Below are 19,596 nucleotides of genomic sequence, written 5' to 3' on the forward strand. Positions count from 1 at the left end.
CTGTCAGACTACTTGCGTCAGGAACTCAGAAGTCCATCGCTCTCCATGGCTTTTGCGTAAGTCCTAGTGATGCTGAACTCCACCTTCGGGTTCACTTCCCTGGCGCCGGCCATGAAGGCGTTCATCAGGCGGTTGACTTCGGGGATCGGGAAGCCGCCGACCATGCCGATCTTGTTGGTCTTGGTCATGCCGCCCGCAATCATGCCGGTCAGGTAGGCGGGCTCCTGGATGTAGTTGTCGAACACGCTGAGGTTGGGCGCCTGCGGCTTGCCCGAGGATCCCATGACGAACGCGGTCTTGGGGAAGTCCTTGGCTACCTTGCGCGCGGCGGCCTCGACGCCGAAGATCTCGCCGAAGACGAGCTGGTTGCCCGCGTTGGCGTATTCGCGCATCACGCGCTCGTAGTCGGCGTTGGAGACGTTCTCGGTGGCCTGGTACGCGATCTCGCCGCGCGCCTCGGCGGCCTTGAGCGCCAGGTGGATGCGGCTCACCCACTGCTGCTCGAACGGTACGGTGTAGATGGCGGCGACCTTGAGTTTGGCTTGCGCGAAGGCCATGCCAGGGGTTGCGGCCAGGGCGCCGGCGATGGCCAGCGAGGTGGCCAGCAGGTGGCCGGTGAAGAAGCGGCGGGTGCTCATGGTTAACGGTCCTCAGGGTTGGTTGACTATATTTTTCATAGCTGCAATCGCAGGTTTTGCCTGCGCTGCGGGGCTATTTGGTACCGAAAATTCGGTCGCCGGCATCGCCCAGGCCGGGCAGGATGTAGCCGTGGTCGTTGAGCTGGCGGTCGATGGCGGCGGTGTAGATCGGCACGTCCGGGTGCGCGGCCTGCAGCGTGGCCACGCCCTCGGGCGCGGCGAGCAGGCAGACGAACTTGATGGACTTGGGGTTCAGCTCCTTCAGGCGATCCACCGCCGCGACGGCGGAATTGCCGGTGGCGAGCATCGGGTCCACCACCACCACGTCGCGCTCATGCATCTCGGAGGGCATCTTGAAGTAGTACTCGACGGCGGTGAGCGTCTTGGGGTCGCGGTACAGGCCGATGTGGCCCACGCGCGCGCCAGGCACCACGCTGAGCATGCCTTCGAGGATGCCGTTGCCCGCGCGCAGGATGGAGACCAGCACCAGCTTCTTGCCGTCGATCACCTTGCTCTTCATGGCCTCCAGCGGGGTCTCGATGTCGATTTCCTGCATCGGCATGTCGCGCGTGACTTCGTAGGCCATCAGCATGGCCAGCTCGCCCAGCAGGCGGCGGAAGCTGTTGGTGGAGGCATCCTTGCGACGCATCAGCGTGAGCTTGTGCTGCACCAGCGGGTGGTCGATGACGTGTACGTTGCCCATTGTGGTTCTTGTCCTCTCCAGGTTGCCAAAAATCGGTAGGACTTGCGCAAACAAGGCCGCGCCAGCCATTGCGACCAAAGGGCAGGCGTCTAGCCCGGACCCGTTTTGCGGAAGTCGTGATCAGAAAACAGTGCCGTCGCTCTCGATGTTCAGCGGCGGCGTACCGCCACGCAAGCGCTGTGCCAATTCGCGCCCCGCGGCCCAGGTGCCGCCTTCGAGCACGCAGGCCAGCGGCATCTGCGCCTCGCTCAGGCCCAGTTGCGTGCGCACCAGCGGCGCCAGCTCGTCGAGCAGCGCGACGGTGAGGGCGCGCCATTCCACGATGGGTTCGTCGCCCGCGTGCAGGCGCTGCTCGGGCAGGCTGGCGTCCCTGGGTTCGAGCACGCGGGCGTCGAGGAACAGGCCGCCGTTGCGGTATTCGGGCAGGCCGGTGAGCTGGTCGAGTCCGCGCACCTTCACGCCGGCCCACTCGAACGGCTCCAGCAGCGAGTAGGTGAGCCACTGCGAGAGCTTGTGGAACGGCATCCAGCCATCCGACAGGCCCGGCCCGCGTGCTTCGGGGTGGCGCCAGCAGTCGCCCAGATAGGCGGTGGCCCCTTGCGCGCCGCCGATCGCGTTCTGCGCCGGCCAGATGGGGCCCAGCGACTGCAGCAGCGTGGAGAGGATGTCGTGCGCCTGCACTTGCGCGGTGGGCGGCACGGCGTGGTGGTCGGTGCCGCTGAGCTCGTCGAAGATGTGGCCGGGGCGGCCTTCCTCGCCGAAGTTCGCGGCGTCCTCGGACAGCACTTCGCCCAGGCGGCGCAGCAGCGTGGCGCGGCCCTCCAGGCCCACCAGCGGATTGTCGCCGCGCACCTGCAGCGCCTGCGCCAGCCGGTCGGCGTCCAGGGCGCGCAGGCCCTGCGCATCCACCCGCAGGGGGTTGCGAGGGTCGCTGGAGAACAGGCCTGCGGTGAAGGCGTGGAAGCTGGCCACGCCCAGCCCTTCGGAGCGCGCGAAAGTCTTGCCCGTGGCGTTTTCGGTGTAGCGCCATTGCGGCCCGGCGCCCGCGTCGAGCAGCACGCTCGCCACGGCGAGATCGATCTGCGCGCGTGCGCGTTCGGGCGGCAGCGCGCTGCCCAGCAGCGCATCGAGCTGCGCGCGGCGGTCCACGCCGCCGGCCTCGAAGTGGCGCCAGCGGCTGTGGAAGGGTATGGCGCCACCGGGGTAGCGGCGGTGCGTGGCCTCCACCACGGCATTCACGGCGGCGGGCATGGCCGTGTCGCAGACCGTGAACCAGCGCGACTGGCCGGCGCGGGCGTGCGCCAGCAGCGCCTGGGCGCGGCGGCGCACTTCGCGCGTGGTGGCCAGCAGCGCGGCGGCATCGCCGGGCGTGGCGGCCAGCGCCGCGGGGTCGTCGGCGGAGAAGGCGGAGACGGCGGAGGCGCAGACGGGGTCGGGGTCGGGTGCGGTGGGTGCGCGGGTCATTCGCCGAGCCCTCGGCCCTTGACCTGCTTGAGTTCTTCCGCATCGGGCACATGGCCGGGCGTGAAGTAGCCGGCGGCCATCTTGGCGTCGATCTCCACGCGCGCGTCGGCGGGTACCAACTCGTCGGGAATGTTGACGCGCTCGCCCACCTCGATGCCGGAGCCGGTGATGGCGTCGTACTTCATGTTGCTCATCGAGACCAGGCGGTGGATCTTCTTCACGCCCAGCCAGTGCAGCACGTCGGGCATCAGTTCCTGGAACCGCATGTCCTGCACCCCGGCCACGCATTCGGTGCGGGCGAAATACTGGTCCGCCGTGTCGCCGCCCACCTGGCGCTTGCGCGCGTTGTAGACCAGGAACTTGGTCACCTCGCCGAGGGCGCGGCCTTCCTTGCGCGAATAGGCCACCAGCCCCACGCCGCCGCGCTGCGCGCCCTGTATGCATTCCTCGATGGCGTGCGTGAGGTAGGGCCGGCAGGTGCAGATGTCGGAGCCGAACACGTCCGAGCCGTTGCATTCGTCGTGCACGCGCGCGGTCAACTCGACCGCGGGGTTGGCCAGGTCCTGCGGGTTGCCGAAGATGTAAATGGTCTGCCCGCCGATGGGCGGCAAAAACACCTCCAGGTCGGAACGCGTGACCAGTTCGGGGTACATGCCGCCGGTTTCCTCGAACAGCACGCGGCGCAGGTCGGTTTCGCTGCAGCCGAAGCGCTGCGCCACGCCGGGCAGCCACCACACGGGCTCGATGGCGGCCTTGGTCACCAGGGCCGCGCCGCCTTCGGTGAGGAATTTGCCGTCGGCCTTCAGCCGGCCCTTCTGCAGCGCCTCGATGACCTCGGGCAGGATCACGTGCGCCTTGGTCACGGCGATGGTGGGGCGGATGTCGTAGCCCGCCGCCAGTTCGGTCGAAAACACGTCGGCCACCATGGCGCCCCAGGGGTCGAGGCTCACGATCCTGCCGGATTCGCTCCACTGCGGGTAGGGGCCGATCACGTCGGTGGGCGAGGTGTTGGTCAGGTCGGCCCTGTGCTGCGGGTTCAGCGCTCCGGCGGCCACGGCCAGCGCCCGGTACACGCTGTAGCTGCCGCTGTGCGTGCCGATCACGTTGCGGTGCGCGCGCCTCGTCGTGGTGCCCACCACGGGCCCGCGCTCGGCGGCGGTGGCCGCGCCCCAGTGGATAGGCAGGGCGCCCAGGCCGCCGCTGTGCGACGTGAGCCGGATATGGCGCGGAGCGGCGGGGGAGGCGGCAACTTCAGCAGACATGACGTGTCCTCAAAAAATGCAATGTAGCGATGCCGGACGGGCCTGGCAAGGCGTGTTGACCATCTGGTCAAAATACACGCAAGAACGGTGCCACGCTGGAGTGCCCAGCGGGTGCGCCTTGGCCGACAACCCTCGGCGCGCCGGTGTGCAGTGTTCAACGCCAAGCAGCACATGAAACCGCGCCTTTTGCCGCATGGCGGCGTTGCAAATCCTCGCGATAGCGACGGCTATCGCTGTGATCGCCGTGGTTTGCGCCTTGCCCTGCGCCAAAACGCATCGCTTTTATTGGTGCCGCCAAGCATCGAACACTGCACTAGTCGGTGAGGAAGCGCGCCAGCCGCCCCAGGTCCACGTTGCCGCCGCTGATGATGATGCCCACGCGCTTGCCGGCCAGTTCCAGCCCGCCGTGGCGGGCGCCCGCATAGGCCAGCGCGCCCGTGGGCTCGACCACCATCTTCATGCGTTCGGCGAAGAAACGCACGGCCTCGACCAATTGCGCGTCGCTGGCGGTGAGGATGCCGTCCACGTCGCGCCGCAGGATGGCGAAGGTGAGGTTGCCCAGCGCCTGCGTCTGCGCGCCGTCGGCGATGGTCTGGGGCACGGGGATGCGCACGATTTCGCCCTTGGCGAGCGACTGCTGGGCGTCGTTGCCGGCTTCGGGCTCCACGCCCCAGACTTGGCAGCCGGGGCTCCGGGCGCGCGCGACCAGTGCGCAGCCCGACAGCAGTCCGCCGCCGCCGAGGCAGACGAACAGGTGGTCGAGCGGACCGGTTTCCTCGATCAGCTCCATGGCCGACGTGCCCTGGCCGGCGATGATGTGCGGGTGGTCGAACGGCGGCAGCAGCGTCATGCCACGCTCCGCGGCCAGCCGGCGGCTGATGGCTTCACGGTCTTCCTTGACGCGGTCGTAGGTGACCACCTGGGCGCCGTATTCGCGCGTGGCAGCGAGCTTGGCGGCGGGCGCGTCCTCGGGCATGACGATCACGGCGGGGATGTCGAGCAGGCGCGCCGACAGTGCGACGGCCTGCGCGTGGTTGCCCGAGGAGAACGCCAGCACGCCGCCCTTGCGCTGCGCGTCGCTGAACTGCGAGAGCGCGTTGAAGGCGCCGCGGAACTTGAAGGAGCCTGCGCGCTGGAAGTTCTCGCACTTGAAGAACACCTGGGCGCCGAGCAGCGCGTCGGCCATGCGCGAGCGCCGCACGGGCGTGCGCTGGGCATGGCCTTGCAGGCGCCGCGCGGCGGCTGCTACGTCGTCGTAGGTGGGCAGGGTAGGCGGCATGGGGACTCCTTGGGACGAAAGATGGCGGCGCAAGGGTCAGCGCTTGCCGCCGAAGATGCCACCCAGCACGCCGCGCAATATCTCCTTGCCCACGGACGTGCCCATGGTGCGCACCGCCGACTTGGCCATGGTCTGCACCAGGCCGTCGTGCTTGGCGCCGCGCGGGCCGGTGGCGCCGAACAGCAGGTCGTTGAGTACGCCGCCCATGCCCGGGCCTTCCGGCGCCGCTCCGGGTCTGGGCGCGGCAGTGGATGTGCTTTGCGTGCGGGCCCGGAGCTTCTCGTAGGCCGATTCGCGGTCCATGGTTTTCTCGTACACGCCCGCCACCAGCGAGCCCGCGATCAGCGTCTGCCGCTGCTGTGGCGTGATGGTGCCGATCTGGCTGCCCGGCACCAGTACGTAGACGCGCTCGGTCACGCCGGGGCGGCCCTTCTCGTCGAGCAGGCTCACCAGCGCCTCGCCCACGGCCAGTTCGGTGATGGCGCGCTCGATGTCCAGCCCGGGGTTCTGGCGCATGGTGGTGGCCGTGGCCTTCACCGCCTTCTGGTCGCGCGGGGTGAAGGCGCGCAGTGCGTGCTGCACGCGGTTGCCCAGTTGCGCCAGCACCGTGTCGGGGATGTCCAGCGGGTTCTGGGTGACGAAGTACACCCCCACGCCCTTGGAGCGCACCAGGCGCACCACCAGCTCGATGCGCTCGACCAGCACCTTGGGCGCCTCGTTGAACAGCAGGTGCGCTTCATCGAAGAAGAACACCAGCTTGGGTTTCTCGGGGTCGCCGATCTCGGGCAACTGCTCGAACAGCTCGGAGAGCATCCACAGCAGGAAGGTGGCATAGAGGCGCGGCGCGTTCATGAGCTTGTCGGCGGCCAGGATGTTCACCACCCCCTTGCCGCCCACCGACTGCATGAAGTCACTGATATTGAGCATCGGCTCGCCGAAGAACTTGTCGCCTCCCTGGCTTTCGATCTGCATCAGCCCGCGCTGGATGGCGCCCACGCTGGCGGCACTGATGTTGCCGTACTGGGTGGTGAACTGGCTGGCGTTGTCGCCGATGTATTGCAGCATCGCGCGCAGGTCCTTCAGGTCGAGCAGCAGCAGGCCGTTGTCGTCGGCGATCTTGAACACCAGGTTCAGCACGCCGGCCTGGGTGTCGTTGAGGTCCAGCATGCGCGCCAGCAGCAGCGGCCCCATGTCGGAGACGGTGGCGCGCACCGGGTGGCCCTGCTCGCCGAACACGTCCCACAGCGTGGCCGGGCAGGCCAGCGGCACGGGCGCGGGCAATCCGCGCTCGGCCAGCGTGGCGGCCAGCTTTGGCGCCAAGCTGCCCTGTTGGCTGATGCCGGTCAGGTCGCCCTTCACGTCGGCCATGAACACCGGCACGCCGATCTTCGAGAAGCCTTCGGCGAGCGTTTGCAGCGTCACCGTCTTGCCGGTGCCGGTGGCGCCGGTGATAAGGCCATGGCGGTTGGCCAAGCCGGGCAGCAGAAAGCATTCGGCGCTGCCGTGCTTGGCGATCAGCAGTGGTTCGGTCATGGAAACTCCCGCGGCAAGGGGCAAAAGTAAAATCAGGCTCCAAGGTTAAATCAAGACAGAAGGAATTTCCCGTGGCTGGACACAGTAAATGGGCGAATATTCAGCACCGCAAGGGGCGCCAGGATGAAAAGCGCGGCAAGGTGTGGACGCGCGTCATCCGCGAAATCATGGTGGCCGCCCGCGCTGGTGGTGGCGACCTGAACGCCAACCCGCGCCTGCGTCTGGCCGTGGACAAGGCCAAGGCGGCCAACATGCCCGCCGACACCATCAAGCGCAACATCGACAAGGCCACGGGCAACCTCGAAGGCGTGACGTACGAGGAAATCCGCTACGAGGGCTATGGCATCGGCGGCGCCGCCATCATCGTGGACACCATGACCGACAACCGCGTGCGCACTGTGGCCGAGGTGCGCCATGCGTTCAGCAAGTACGGCGGCAACATGGGCACCGAGGGCTCGGTGGCGTTCCAGTTCAGGCATGTGGGCCAGCTCGTGTTCGCCCCCGGCACGAGCGAGGACAAGGTGATGGAAGTGGCGCTGGAGGCCGGCGCCGAAGACGTCATCGCCGACGAGGACGGTGCCATCGAAGTGCTGGCGCCGCCCGCCGGCTTCGAGGCCGTGCGCGACGCGCTCGAAGCCGCGGGCCTGAAGCCCGAGGTGGCCGAGGTGACGATGCGCGCGGAGAACACCATCGACCTCGAAGGCGACGACGCCGCGCGCATGCAGAGGCTCATCGACATACTGGAGGACCTCGACGACGTGCAAGAGGTCTTCCACAACGCTGCCATCTGACCATGCGCCGCGACAACGTTTGCAACCGGAGGCCCGCATGAAGGTTCTCGTCATCGGCGGCGGCGGCCGCGAGCATGCGCTGGCCTGGAAGCTGCGCCAGTCGCCGCGCGTCACGCAGGTCTATGTGGCGCCCGGCAACGGCGGCACGGCGCGCGACGAGCACTTCGCCAACGTGCCCGTCACCGACCCGGCGGCGCTGCGCGCATGGGCCCAGGCCGAGAAAGTCGCGCTGACCGTGGTCGGCCCCGAGGCGCCGCTGGCCGCCGGCGTGGTGGACGAGTTCCGCGCCCATGGCCTGCGCATCTTCGGCCCCACCAAGGCCGCCGCGCAGCTCGAAAGTTCCAAGGCGTTCAGCAAGGACTTCATGCAGCGCCACGGCATTCCTACCGCCGAATACCAGACGTTCACCGATGCGGCAGCGGCGCATGCGTACGTGGACCGCAAGGGCGCGCCCATCGTCGTCAAGGCCGACGGCCTGGCCGCGGGCAAGGGCGTGGTGGTGGCCCTGACGCTGGCCGAGGCGCACGAGGCCATCGACTTCATGCTGCTCGGCAACAGACTGGGCGTGGTGCACAACGATGGCGGTGCGCGCGTCGTCATCGAGGAGGTCCTGCAGGGCGAGGAAGCCAGCTTCATCGTGCTCTGCGACGGCAAGAACGTGACCGCGCTGGCCACCAGCCAGGATCACAAGCGCCTGCTGGACGGCGACCAGGGCCCCAACACGGGCGGCATGGGCGCCTATTCGCCCGCGCCGGTGGTCACCGCCGACGTGCACGCGCGCGCCATGCGCGAGGTGATCCTGCCCACCATCCGCGGCATGGAGCAGGACGGTATTCCGTACACGGGCTTCCTCTACGCCGGCCTGATGATCGACGCCCAGGGCCATCCGAAGACGCTGGAGTTCAACTGCCGCATGGGCGACCCCGAGACGCAGCCCATCCTGATGCGGCTCAAGAGCGACCTGGCGGAGGTGCTGGGCGCCGCCGTGGACGGCAGGCTCGACCAGGTGGAACTGCAATGGGACCGCCGCACCGCGCTGGGCGTAGTGCTGGCCGCGCACGGCTACCCGTTCGACCCGCGCAAGGGCGACACCATCACCGGCCTGCCTGCCGATACCGACGACGCCATGGTCTTCCACGCCGGCACGGTGCGGCAGGCCGACGGCAGCATCGCCACCAGCGGCGGGCGCGTGCTGTGCGTGACCGCGCTGGCCGAAAGCGTGCGCCAGGCGCAGCACCGCGCCTACGAGGTGGTGCGCGGCATCCACTTCGACGGCATGCAGTACCGCCACGACATCGGCCATCGCGCGGTGAAATGACGCTCACCCCCGAAGCAGCGCACGCTGCCGCGTGCAGCCGCTCCATGCGGCCACCAGAGGCGGCTGCTCCTGCGGACCGTCCGCGCCTGCGCGGGCAGGCTTGGAGCCGCGGCCCTCGCCCCCGCAAGTGGGCACACCCGGCAGGCCGGCAAAGTCGGGCCTGCGGGTGCCGCTGGATGGGCGCGCGCCGGTTTCAAGCCCTGTTTTACCAATGATGACTTCATCCATGGACGACATGCGCGGCTGGCTGCTCGGCTTGCAGCGGCGCATCACCGGCGCGCTGGCAGCCATCGAGGCGGCGGGCGAGGGTGCCGCCGCCTTCCTGTCCGACCCCTGGCACAAGCCGCCCGGCGAGGCGCTGCAGGGCGACGGCGTGACCATGATCCTCGAAGGCGGGCGCGTGTTCGAGCGCGCGGGCTGCGGCTTCTCGCACGTGCGGGGGCCACGGCTGCCGCCTTCCGCCACCCAGCATCGGCCCGAGTTGGCCGGCGCGCCCTTCGAGGCCCTGGGCGTGTCGCTGGTTTTCCACCCGCGCAATCCCTATGTGCCCACGGTGCACATGAACGTGCGCATGATCGCCGCCACGCCCGCCGGTGGCGCGCCCGTGTGCTGGTTCGGCGGCGGCATGGATCTGACGCCGTTCTATGGCTTCGACGAGGATGCCGTGCATTTCCACCATGCCTGCCGCGCTGCGCTCGCGCCCTTCGGCGCGCACCTGTACCCGCGCTTCAAGCAGTGGTGCGACGAATATTTCTACCTGCAGCACCGCGGCGAGCAGCGCGGCGTGGGCGGCATCTTCTTCGACGACTTCGCCGAACTGGGCTTCGCGCGCAGCATGGAGATGACGCAGGCCGTGGGCGATGCCTTCCTGGGGGCCTACCTGCCCATCGTGGAGCGCCGCGCGGGCATGCCCCATGGCGAGCGCGAACGCGCGTTCCAGCTCTATCGCCGGGGCCGCTACGTCGAATTCAATTTGGTGTGGGACCGCGGCACGCATTTCGGCCTGCAGTCGGGCGGGCGCACCGAATCCATCCTGCTGTCCATGCCGCCGCTGGCCGCGTGGGCCTACCAGCGGCCCGTGGAGCCCGGCTCGCCCGAGGCCGAGCTGGCCCGCCGCTATCTGGTGCGCCGCGAATGGGTGTGAGCCCGCCCGCCAGTGCCGGGGAGCGCATCGGCAAGGCAGAAGAAGCGCCGGCTGCGCAATTGCGCATCGGCGTGTATGGCGGCGCGTTCGACCCCCCGCACCGCACCCACGTTGCGGTGGCGCGCTGCGCCGTCGAGCAGATCGGGCTCGACGCGCTGCACGTGCTGCCCACGGGCCAGGCCTGGCACAAGCCGCGCGCGCTGAGCCCGGCGAAACAGCGGCTGGCGATGACGCAACTGGCCTTCGCCGGCCTGCCGCATACCGTGGTGGACGGGCGTGAAATCGCGCGCCGGGGCCCTACCTACACCATCGACACGCTGGAGGAGCTGCAGGCCGAACATCCCGCCGCGCAGCTCTACCTCGTGATCGGCGCCGACCAGGCCGATGCGCTGCACACCTGGCACCGCGTCGGCGACATAGCGCGCATCGCTATAATTTCGGTAGCTGCACGCGCAGATGGAACAAGCGCTGCAGGCCCATTTGGCATCAAGAATCTGCCGCAGGCGCGCTGCCTGCGCCTGCACCTGCCGCCCACCGACGTGAGCGCCACCGACATCCGCAGCCGCATTGCGCAGGGCATGGGAATCGACCAACTGGTTCCCTGCGCCGTTGCGCGCTATATTGAACGACATCACCTCTACCAGACCGCCTGATGACGACACTCCTCCAATCGGAATCCGCCACCAAGAAAGATACCCAGAAGCTCCAGCGCGCCATCGTCGATGGCCTGGAGGACGTGAAGGGGCAGGATATTCAGGTCTTCGACACCGAGCACCTGTCGCCGCTGTTCGAGCGCGTGATCATCGCCTCGGGCACCTCCAACCGCCAGACCAAGGCGCTGGCCGCGAGCGTGCGCGACGCGGTGCGCGGCGCCGGCTTTCCCAAGCCGCGCGTGGAGGGCGAGGAGAACGGCGAGTGGATCATCGTGGACTGCGGCCAGGCCGTGGCGCACATCATGCAGCCGGCCATCCGCCAGTACTACCACCTCGAGGAGATCTGGGGCGACATGCCGGTGCGCCTGAAGCTCGGCGCGCCCAAGCCCGTGGCGGCCGAGAAGCCCGCGCCGCGCAAACCCGCGGCGAAGAAGGCGGCTGCCGCGCCCAAGGCGCAGGACAAGCCCAAGGCCAAAACCAAGGCCGCACCCGTGACCAAGGCCGCGCCCGTGAAGAAAAGCGCTGCCAAGCCTGCCGGCAGGACGGTTGCCAAGAAGGCCGCCGCCCCCAAGCCCACGGCTCCCGCCAAGGCCATGAAGACACTGGTGGTGAAGCCCGCGACCAAGAAGTTGGCGACCAAGAAGTTGGCGACCAAGAAGAGCGCCGCCAAGCCCGCAGCCAAATCTGCCGCCAGGAAGACCGCCACGCGCAAACCCGCCGCGCGCTGAGGCCCGCGCGCCATGAAGCTGGTCATCGTCGCCGTCGGCCAGCGCATGCCCGAATGGGCGCAGACGGCCTGCGACGACTATGCCAAGCGCTTCCCGCCCGAACTGCGCGTGGACATCCGCACCGTCAAGACCGAGCCGCGCGGCGCCAAGTCGCAGGGCACACTGCTTGCCGCCGAGCGCGAGCGCATCGAGGCGGCCATCCATTCCGGCACGAACCGCGGCGCGCGCATCGTGGCGCTCGACGAGCGCGGCACCGCCCTCACCACCCTGGCGCTCGCCGCGCGGCTGCGCGACTGGCAGCAGGGCGGCGACGACGTGGCGCTCGTGATCGGCGGGCCCGACGGGCTGGAACCCGCATTGCGCCAGGCCGCGCACGAGCGCATCCGCCTGTCCGACATGACCCTGCCGCACGCCATGGCGCGCGTGCTGCTCGTCGAGCAGCTCTACCGCGCCTGGTCCGTCAACGCCGGCCACCCGTACCACCGGGAATGATCCTAAAAACGGCAGTTGACCGCTTTGTATTCCTTGACAAGCCGCATGCAATCGAGCGTTGACGGCGCCGATGGGGTTCACCTCGTGGGTGAGAGCGCCATGCACCTGCCAGCACCGCGCTCGGCGCGCCATGCGGCGTTGCTCCTCCTTGCGGGCACCAAGCCCGCCGCGTCGTCGCGTCTTGCCTGGCACCCCGATCACGGCACCGGCAGGCGCATCCAACCGCCGTTTCCAGGATGATCGGGGTATTGCTCCTGTATCGATAGCTGCCACCGCAGGTAGGTAAAGCGCTGGGGGCCGATTTGGCTTATAAGAATTCACCATCCATGACCGGTTTCATCTACCTCGCCTCCCAAAGCCCGCGCCGCCGCCAGCTGCTCGACCAGCTCGGCGTGCGCCACGAACTGCTGCTGCCCAATGTGTCCGGCGAGGTGCCGGGCGACGTGCAGGAAGATGCCGAGGCCATCGAGGCCGTGCTGAAGAACGAAGCGCCCGCCGCCTACGTGGAGCGCGTCACGGGCCTGAAGCTCGACGCCGCCATGGCGCGCCGCGCAAGGCGCGGGCTGGCCGACGCGCCCATCCTGTGCTCCGACACCACGGTGGCGCTGGGCCGGCGCATCTATGGCAAGCCCGCCGACGCGGCGGACGCGGCGCGCATGCTGGGCGAGCTGTCGGGCACCACGCACCGCGTGCTGACCGCCGTGGCGCTGCAGCGCGGCACCAAGCGGCTGCAGGCACTCAGCGTGTCGCAGGTGCGCTTCGCCCCGCTCACGCCCGCGCAGATCGGCGCCTACGTGGATTCCGGCGAGCCCATGGGCAAGGCCGGAGCCTATGCGGTGCAGGGCAGGGCGGCGGCCCATATCGCCCATATGAGCGGCAGCTACTCGGGCATCATGGGCCTGCCCCTGTACGAGACGGCGCAGTTGCTGCGCGCCGCAGGCTTCGCTGTTTGATGGCGAAGGTTTACCCTGGAAACGGCAGTTGACCGCTTCGTATCCCTTGCCAGGCCGCATGCAATCGAGCGTTGCCGGCTTCGATGGCGTTCACCTCGTGGGTGAGAGCGCTATGCACCTGCCGTTTCCAGGTTTACTCGATGTCCAGATGGTGCAGCGAGAACGCGCCCGCCTTGCGGTCGGCGAAATAGCATTCGAGCGTGGTGCGCACCGTACGGAAAGCCAGCTCGTCCCACGGAATCTCGTCCTCGGCGAACAGCTTCGCCTCGATGGTTTCGTGGCCCGGGTAGAAGCTGTCGTCTAGCAGCCGCGCCAGATAGAACAGGTGCACCTGGCCCACGCGCCGCACGCTCAGCAGCGTGAACAGGCGGCCCATCTCGATCTGCGCGCCGGCCTCCTCGTCGGTCTCGCGCTGCGCGCCCTCGGCGGTGGTTTCGCCCAGCTCCATGAAGCCTGCGGGCAGCGTCCATTTGCCCCAGCGCGGCTCGATGTTGCGCTTGCACAGCAGCACCTTCTGCCCCAGCACCGGCACCGTGCCCACCACGGTGAGCGGGTTTTCGTAATGGATGGTGTGGCACTGCGGGCACACGGCGCGCTCGCGCGTGTCGCCGTCGTCGGGGATACGGTACGCCACGGCGGCGCCGCAGTTGCGGCAGTGGCGGATGGGCGTGCGGCCCATGACAACCGGCGGCGGCTGCAAGGGGCCGGGCGAGTCGGGCGCGGGCGGCTGCGCGGGGGCGGAATGCTGCATGGCATGGAGTCTACCGGGCGGCGGCACGGAACGCGCTATCCTTGGTGTCTCCATGAAGCTCTACAGCTATTTCCGCTCCTCGGCGTCGTACCGCGTGCGCATCGCACTGCAGGTCAAGCAGATCGCCTACACCTACCTGCCCGTGCATCTGGTGCGCGGCGAGCACCGGCAGCCGCCCTACAGCGCGCTGGCCGCCGACACCCTGGTGCCCCTGCTGGAGCTAGACGATGGCACGCGCATGGGCCAGTCGATGGCCATCATCGAATACATCGACGAAACCTGGCCCGCGCCGCCGCTGCTGCCGCCCGATGCCCTGGGCCGAGCCCGCGTGCGCGCGCTGGCGCAGATCGTGGCCTGCGAGATCCACCCCCTCAACAACCTGCGCGTGCTGAAGTACCTGACGCGGGAGGTCGGCGTGGACGAGGCCGCCAAGACGGCGTGGTATCACCACTGGGTGCGCGGCGGGCTGGAGGCGTTCGAGCGCCAGTTGGTCCTGCTGGCCGAGGCGCGGGCCGCCGTGGGGCTGCCGCCATCGAGGCTGTGCTATGGCGAGCAGCCCACGCTGGCCGATTGCTGCCTGGCGCCGCAGATCTTCAACGCGCAGCGCTTCGGCGTGGATCTGTCCGGCCTGGAGCGCACGATGGCCGCATATGCGGCCTGCATGGCGCTGCCGGCGTTCCAGCAGGCCCACCCGGCGGCTTGTCCGGACGCGCAATGACCATGGCGCGGCCTGCCGCCATTGCGGACTGGCTGGTGCCCAACTGGCCCGCGCCACCCGGCGTGCGCGCGCTGTGCACCACGCGCGCGGGCGGCGCCAGCGCGGCTCCGCGCGACAGCCTGAACCTCGGCGACCACGTGGGCGACGCGCCCGAGGCGGTGCGCGCCAACCGCGAGTTGCTGCGCGGCGTGGTGCCCGGGCCGGTCTTTCTGCGGCAGGTGCATGGCACGCAGGTGGTGGAACTCGCCCCCGGCACGCCCGACGGCACGCAGGCCGACGGCTGCACCGCGCACCGGCCAGGCGTGGCCTGCACCATCATGGTGGCCGATTGCCTGCCCGTGCTATTTGCGCGCGGCGACGGCACTGCCGTGGGCGCGGCGCACGCGGGCTGGCGCGGGCTGGCCGGCGGCGTGCTGGAGGCGGTGGCCGGAGCGCTGGGCGCCGGTGGCGAATGCATCGCATGGCTCGGGCCCTGCATCGGCCCCAGCGCCTTCGAGGTGGGGCCGGAGGTGCGCGATGCCTTCACGCGGCACGATGCCGCGGCCGCCGCGTGCTTCGCGCCGCACGCCGCGCATGCGGGCAAGTGGCTGGCCGACCTGCCCGCGCTGGCGCGGCGGCGGCTGCGCGCGGCGGGCGTCGCGGCGGTCCATGGCAACGACGGCGGCCCCGCGTGGTGCACGGTGGCGAATCCGCTACGGTTCTTCTCGTACCGGCGCGACGTGCCCGCCCTCGGCGGCGCGGGCCGCTTCGCCGCCTGCGTCTGGCGCGAGTGAGGGCGCAGGCGCCCGGCGCGCGCGCCGGGCGCGGCGGCGCGCGGGCGTGCCCAGCACATAAACCACGATGGCCAGCGGCAGCAGGCCATACAGCACGAACGTGACCGCCGCGCCCAGCAGGCTCCCCTGCGGGCTCGCCGCCTCGGCGACGGCCATCATCGCGGTCACGTACAGCCAGGCAATGACAACCAAGTGCATGACATGCTCCAAAGGCTCTGCAACAATGGTATACATGTCGCGCAGCATGCTGCGGCACTACATTCAGCAAGGAGACAGCGCTCGTGCATTCCAATGCGGCCTGGGCCCAAGGCGCCCAGCAATTCCAGCGGACCATGGAAGACGGGTGGAAGCAGGCGCTGGATGCACTCCAGCATCTGCTGCCGACCACGGGCACCCAGCCGCCCTTCGTGCCGCCGGCCAAGGCCGAAGCCCTGCGCCTGCAATACGTCGAAGAGGCTGCCGCGTTGTGGAACGAGTGCCTGCGCGGCAACCCCGTGAGCCACGACCGCCGCTTCAGCGGCCCGGCCTGGGCGCACAACCCGGTGGCTGCGTTCTCGGCAGCGGTCTACTCCCTCAACACGCGCACGTTGCTGGCCCTGGCCGACGCCGTGGAGGCGGACGACAAGACGCGCGCGCGCATCCGCTTCGCGGTGGAGCAGTGGGCGGCGGCGCTGGCGCCGAGCAACAGCCTGGCCGGCAACGCGGACGCGCAGCAGCGCGCCATAGAAACCCATGGCGAGAGCATCGCCCAGGGCGTGCGCAACCTGCTGCACGACCTGCGCCAGGGCCACGTGAGCCAGACCAACGAGAGCCTGTTCGAGGTCGGACGCAACGTTGCCACCACCGAGGGCGCCGTGGTGTTCGAGAACCCGCTGTTCCAGCTCATCGAATACAAGCCGCTCACGCCCCGGGTGTACCAGCGCCCGCTGCTGCTGGTGCCGCCGTGCATCAACAAGTACTACATCCTCGACCTGCAACCCGACAACTCGCTGATCCGCTACGCGGTGGAGCAGGGCCACCGCACCTTCGTCGTGAGCTGGCGCAACCCGGACGAATCGCTGGCCGACAAGACCTGGGACGATTACGTGCAGGACGCAGTGATCGAGGCCGTCGAGCGCGTGCGCGCGCTGACGGGCGCCGACGCCATCAACGCGCTGGGCTTCTGCGTCGGCGGCACGCTGCTTGGCACGGCGCTGGCGGTGCTGGCGGCGCGCGGCGAGAAACCCGTGGCCTCGGCCACCTTCCTCACCACCTTCCTCGACTTCAGCGACACCGGAGTGCTCGACGTGTTCATCGACGAGGCGTTCGTGCGCTTCCGCGAGATGCAACTGGGCGAGGGCGGGCTGCTCAAGGGGCAGGAGCTGGCATCCGCCTTCAGCTTCCTGCGGCCCAACGACCTGGTGTGGAACTACGTGGTGGGCAACTACCTCAAGGGCGAGACGCCGCCGGCCTTCGACCTGCTGTACTGGAACAGCGACTCCACCAACCTGCCCGGGCCGTTCTACGCCTGGTACCTGCGCAACACGTATTTCGAGAACAACCTCGTCAAGCCGGGCCGCGCGGTGGTTTGCGGGCAGAAGGTGGATTTGCGCAAGGTCGATATTCCCGTCTACATCTACGGCTCGCGCGAGGATCACATCGTGCCCATCGGCATGCATGGCGGGGGGGCCTATGCATCCACGCAATGCCTGCCGGGCCCCAAGCGCTTCGTGATGGGGGCTTCGGGCCACATCGCGGGCGTGATCAACCCTCCATCGAAGAACAAGCGCAGCCACTGGCTGCGCCCAGACGGCAAGCTACCGCCCACGCTGGCGCAGTGGCTGCAGGGCGCGCAGGAGCACCCCGGGAGCTGGTGGCCCGACTGGGCCGCCTGGCTCAAGGCGCATGCCGGCAGGCAGGTTGCCGCGCCGAAGTCATACGGTGCCGAGCCCATCGAGGCTGCGCCGGGCCGCTACGTGCGGCAAAAAGCCTGATGCATGGCCCGGACCGCAACGAGGGGCAATCCCCGCAGCTTGCATCGCAACGACAAATCAACGACAAAGAAAGACGCCATATGGAAGACATCGTCATCGTCGGGGCCGCCCGCACCGCTGTAGGCAAGTTCGGCGGCAGCCTGGCCGGCATCCCCGCCACGGCGCTCGGCGCCACCGTGATCCGCGCACTGCTGAACCGTACCGGCGTGGGGGACGAGCAGATCGGCGAGGTCATCATGGGCCAGGTGCTGGCCGCGGGCGTGGGGCAGAACCCGGCCCGCCAGGCGCTGCTGGGCGCCAAGCTGCAGCACCAGACGCCGGGCCTGACCATCAACGCCGTCTGCGGTTCGGGCCTCAAGGCCGTCATGCTGGCGGCGCAGGCTGTGGCAACCGGCGACAGCGAGGTCGTGATCGCCGGCGGCCAGGAGAACATGAGCGCCGCGCCGCACGTACTGCCACATTCGCGCGATGGCCAGCGCATGGGCGACTGGAAGCTCGCCGACAGCATGATCGTCGACGGCCTGTGGGACGTCTACAACCAGTACCACATGGGCATCACCGCCGAGAACGTGGCCAGGAAGTACGGCATCAGCCGCGCGCAGCAGGACGAAATGGCGCTGGATTCGCAGCGCAAGGCCGTCGCGGCGCAGGAGGCTGGCAGGTTCAAGGACGAGATCGTGCCCGTGCCCATCCCACAGAAGAAGGGTGAGCCGCTGCTGTTCGACACCGACGAATACATCAACCGCAAGACCAGCGCCGAGGCGCTCGCCGGCCTGCGGCCTGCCTTCGACAAGGAAGGCAGCGTGACGGCGGGCAATGCCTCGGGCATCAACGACGGCGCCGCCGCCGTGATGGTGATGACCGCGCGCACCGCCGACGCACTGGGCCTGAAGCCGCTGGGCCGCATCGCCAGCTATGCCACCAGCGGCCTGGACCCGGCCTACATGGGCATGGGCCCGGTGCCGGCATCCACCAAGGCGCTGCGCCGCGCGGGCTGGACTTCCGCCGACCTGGATCTGCTGGAGATCAACGAAGCCTTCGCCGCCCAGGCCTGCGCCGTGCACCAGGAAATGGGCTGGGACGTGGGCAAGGTCAACGTCAACGGCGGCGCCATCGCCATCGGCCATCCCATCGGCGCCTCGGGCTGCCGCATCCTGGTCACGCTGCTGCACGAGATGCAGCGCCGCGACGCGAAGAAGGGCCTGGCCTCGCTGTGCATCGGCGGCGGCATGGGGGTGGCGCTCACGATCGAGCGCTGAGCAACCGGGGCGCCGTGCGTGCGGCAGGCGGCAGCAGCCGCACAACCGCTGCCGCGTTTCGCCGCTGGACCACCAGGGAGTGTTGTGATTTCCGTGTACTCGGCTTCGTGGGCTGCGTTTCCAGGTTCAAGCGTCGCTCGGAAAACGGCCTGGGCCGTGTGCGTGCGGGCCCCGAACGGTGAGCCGCATCGCCGTGCCGCGTCAACGCTCCGTGTTTTCCTGAGGACGTCGGGGCGTTCTATCCGGTACAGTATTTGCATGGCCCTCGCGGGCACGGCAGTCACCACATATCTTCGGAAAGCATCAAAATGAGCCAGAAAGTCGCATACGTCACCGGCGGCATGGGCGGTATCGGAACCGCGATTTGCCAGCGCCTGCACAAAGAGGGCTTCAAGGTCATCGCGGGCTGCGGCCCCACGCGCGACTACCCCAAATGGCTGGCCGAGCAGCATGCGCTGGGCTACGAGTTCCACGCCTCGGTCGGCAACGTCGGGTCGTGGGATTCCACCGTCGAGGCGTTCACTCTTGCCCGGAAAGAGCACGGCAGCATCGACGTACTGGTCAATAACGCGGGCATCACGCGCGACCGCATGTTCCTCAAGATGACGCCCGAGGAGTGGACGGCGGTCATCGAAACCAACCTCAACAGCATGTTCAACGTGACCAAGCAGGTCGTGGACGACATGGTGGAAAAAGGCTGGGGCCGCATCATCAACATCTCGTCCGTGAACGGCGAGAAGGGCCAGGCCGGACAGACCAACTATTCCGCCGCCAAGGCCGGCATGCACGGCTTCACGATGGCGCTGGCGCAGGAGTTGGCCGGCAAGGGCGTGACGGTCAACACCGTGAGCCCCGGCTACATCGGCACCGACATGGTTCGCGCCATCCGCCAGGACGTGATCGACAAGATCGTCAGCACCATTCCCGTCAAGCGCCTGGGCGAGCCCGGCGAGATCGCCTCCATCATCGCCTGGCTGGCATCGGACGAAAGCGGCTACTCCACGGGGGCGGACTTCTCCGTCAACGGCGGCCTGCACATGGGCTGACGGGGCTTCTCCGCCCGGCGCGGGCGGACGGGCTTGCTTTCCTGCCGCGCCGTCCGGCGAATGCGGTTATAACGGTCCATGCCCCGGTGGCGGCGCCGGGCAGCGCCGCCGCGGCAGT

At 68.9% G+C, this 19,596-nt stretch carries 20 protein-coding genes and 1 pseudogene; 13 read left to right on the forward strand and 8 right to left on the reverse strand.

Annotated features, from left to right (window positions below; translation table 11 throughout):
* Positions 1-65 precede the first annotated feature (65 nt).
* The 6 genes and pseudogenes from PY257_RS09775 to PY257_RS09800 all read right to left on the reverse strand — a co-directional run.
* Positions 66-638, reverse strand: a pseudogene (locus PY257_RS09775) (BMP family ABC transporter substrate-binding protein); the annotation flags it as partial.
* A 73-nt stretch (positions 639-711) separates the two neighbouring features.
* A complete protein-coding gene (gene upp / locus PY257_RS09780; RefSeq protein ID WP_275741203.1) occupies positions 712-1,341 on the reverse strand; it encodes a uracil phosphoribosyltransferase in 630 nt (209 codons plus the stop codon).
* A 120-nt stretch (positions 1,342-1,461) separates the two neighbouring features.
* Positions 1,462-2,805 (reverse strand): URC4/urg3 family protein, encoded by a 1,344-nt coding sequence (locus PY257_RS09785; protein WP_275741206.1) that lies wholly within the window; start codon positions 2,803-2,805, stop codon positions 1,462-1,464.
* On the reverse strand, positions 2,802-4,067 hold the full coding sequence (locus PY257_RS09790) for a GTP cyclohydrolase II (protein ID WP_275741208.1): 1,266 nt from the start codon (positions 4,065-4,067) through the stop codon (positions 2,802-2,804). Before PY257_RS09790 ends, PY257_RS09785 begins: the two co-directional genes overlap by 4 nt.
* Positions 4,068-4,380: 313 nt before the next feature.
* A complete protein-coding gene (locus PY257_RS09795) occupies positions 4,381-5,346 on the reverse strand; it encodes a threo-3-hydroxy-L-aspartate ammonia-lyase (RefSeq protein WP_275741210.1) in 966 nt (321 codons plus the stop codon).
* A 36-nt stretch (positions 5,347-5,382) separates the two neighbouring features.
* Positions 5,383-6,879: a helicase HerA-like domain-containing protein gene (locus tag PY257_RS09800; RefSeq protein WP_275741212.1), complete on the reverse strand. Its 1,497-nt coding sequence runs from the start codon at positions 6,877-6,879 to the stop codon at positions 5,383-5,385.
* Between the two features lie 71 nt (positions 6,880-6,950).
* Between PY257_RS09800 and PY257_RS09805 the strand changes: the two genes are divergently transcribed.
* From PY257_RS09805 to PY257_RS09840, 8 genes are all read left to right on the forward strand, one after another.
* Positions 6,951-7,670: a YebC/PmpR family DNA-binding transcriptional regulator gene (locus tag PY257_RS09805; RefSeq protein WP_275741215.1), complete on the forward strand. Its 720-nt coding sequence runs from the start codon at positions 6,951-6,953 to the stop codon at positions 7,668-7,670.
* Positions 7,671-7,707: 37 nt separating this feature from the next.
* Positions 7,708-8,988 carry a phosphoribosylamine--glycine ligase gene (gene purD / locus PY257_RS09810; RefSeq protein ID WP_275741218.1) on the forward strand — a complete coding sequence of 427 codons (1,281 nt, stop codon included), beginning with the start codon at positions 7,708-7,710 and terminating at the stop codon, positions 8,986-8,988.
* 211 nt (positions 8,989-9,199) lie between these two features.
* A complete protein-coding gene (gene hemF / locus PY257_RS09815; RefSeq protein WP_275741220.1) occupies positions 9,200-10,132 on the forward strand; it encodes an oxygen-dependent coproporphyrinogen oxidase in 933 nt (310 codons plus the stop codon).
* The gene (gene nadD, locus PY257_RS09820; protein WP_275741222.1) at positions 10,123-10,785 is read left to right on the forward strand and encodes a nicotinate-nucleotide adenylyltransferase; all 663 of its coding nucleotides are present in this window, start codon (positions 10,123-10,125) and stop codon (positions 10,783-10,785) included. The genes hemF and nadD overlap by 10 nt, the downstream gene beginning before the upstream one ends.
* A complete protein-coding gene (rsfS, locus tag PY257_RS09825) occupies positions 10,785-11,513 on the forward strand; it encodes a ribosome silencing factor (protein ID WP_275741224.1) in 729 nt (242 codons plus the stop codon). The genes nadD and rsfS overlap by 1 nt, the downstream gene beginning before the upstream one ends.
* Positions 11,514-11,525: 12 nt before the next feature.
* Positions 11,526-12,005 (forward strand): 23S rRNA (pseudouridine(1915)-N(3))-methyltransferase RlmH, encoded by a 480-nt coding sequence (rlmH, locus tag PY257_RS09830; RefSeq protein WP_275741226.1) that lies wholly within the window; start codon positions 11,526-11,528, stop codon positions 12,003-12,005.
* A gap of 45 nt (positions 12,006-12,050) precedes the next feature.
* Positions 12,051-12,245 (forward strand): hypothetical protein, encoded by a 195-nt coding sequence (locus tag PY257_RS09835; RefSeq protein ID WP_275741228.1) that lies wholly within the window; start codon positions 12,051-12,053, stop codon positions 12,243-12,245.
* Between the two features lie 86 nt (positions 12,246-12,331).
* On the forward strand, positions 12,332-12,958 hold the full coding sequence (locus tag PY257_RS09840) for a Maf family protein (RefSeq protein ID WP_275741231.1): 627 nt from the start codon (positions 12,332-12,334) through the stop codon (positions 12,956-12,958).
* 133 nt (positions 12,959-13,091) lie between these two features.
* On the opposite strand, the gene PY257_RS09845 is transcribed toward PY257_RS09840, so the two are convergent.
* Positions 13,092-13,637, reverse strand: a complete 546-nt coding sequence (locus PY257_RS09845) for an NUDIX hydrolase (protein ID WP_275741318.1) — start codon at positions 13,635-13,637, stop codon at positions 13,092-13,094.
* Between the two features lie 124 nt (positions 13,638-13,761).
* On the opposite strand from PY257_RS09845, the gene maiA reads away from it, so the two are divergent.
* Complete coding sequence (gene maiA / locus PY257_RS09850) at positions 13,762-14,427, forward strand: maleylacetoacetate isomerase (RefSeq protein WP_275741320.1); 666 nt, start codon at positions 13,762-13,764, stop codon at positions 14,425-14,427.
* Positions 14,428-14,429: 2 nt separating this feature from the next.
* On the forward strand, positions 14,430-15,200 hold the full coding sequence (gene pgeF / locus PY257_RS09855) for a peptidoglycan editing factor PgeF (protein WP_419095685.1): 771 nt from the start codon (positions 14,430-14,432) through the stop codon (positions 15,198-15,200).
* Here the strand turns inward: pgeF and PY257_RS09860 are convergent.
* Positions 15,120-15,398, reverse strand: coding sequence for a hypothetical protein (locus tag PY257_RS09860; protein WP_275741235.1), 279 nt, complete (start codon positions 15,396-15,398; stop codon positions 15,120-15,122). The two genes, pgeF and PY257_RS09860, sit on opposite strands and share 81 nt — an antisense overlap.
* A gap of 83 nt (positions 15,399-15,481) precedes the next feature.
* Between PY257_RS09860 and PY257_RS09865 the strand changes: the two genes are divergently transcribed.
* The 3 genes from PY257_RS09865 (at position 15,482) to phbB (ending at position 19,478) form a co-directional block, all read left to right on the forward strand.
* Entirely contained in the window at positions 15,482-17,173 is a 1,692-nt protein-coding gene (locus tag PY257_RS09865; RefSeq protein ID WP_275741237.1) for a PHA/PHB synthase family protein, read from the forward strand.
* 80 nt (positions 17,174-17,253) lie between these two features.
* Positions 17,254-18,432 carry an acetyl-CoA C-acetyltransferase gene (locus PY257_RS09870; protein WP_275741239.1) on the forward strand — a complete coding sequence of 393 codons (1,179 nt, stop codon included), beginning with the start codon at positions 17,254-17,256 and terminating at the stop codon, positions 18,430-18,432.
* Positions 18,433-18,740: 308 nt separating this feature from the next.
* The gene (gene phbB / locus PY257_RS09875) at positions 18,741-19,478 is read left to right on the forward strand and encodes an acetoacetyl-CoA reductase (protein WP_275741240.1); all 738 of its coding nucleotides are present in this window, start codon (positions 18,741-18,743) and stop codon (positions 19,476-19,478) included.
* The last annotated feature ends 118 nt before the right edge of the window (positions 19,479-19,596 follow it).

The organism is Curvibacter soli (assembly GCF_029211125.1).
Taxonomy (GTDB): domain Bacteria; phylum Pseudomonadota; class Gammaproteobacteria; order Burkholderiales; family Burkholderiaceae_C; genus Curvibacter_A; species Curvibacter_A soli.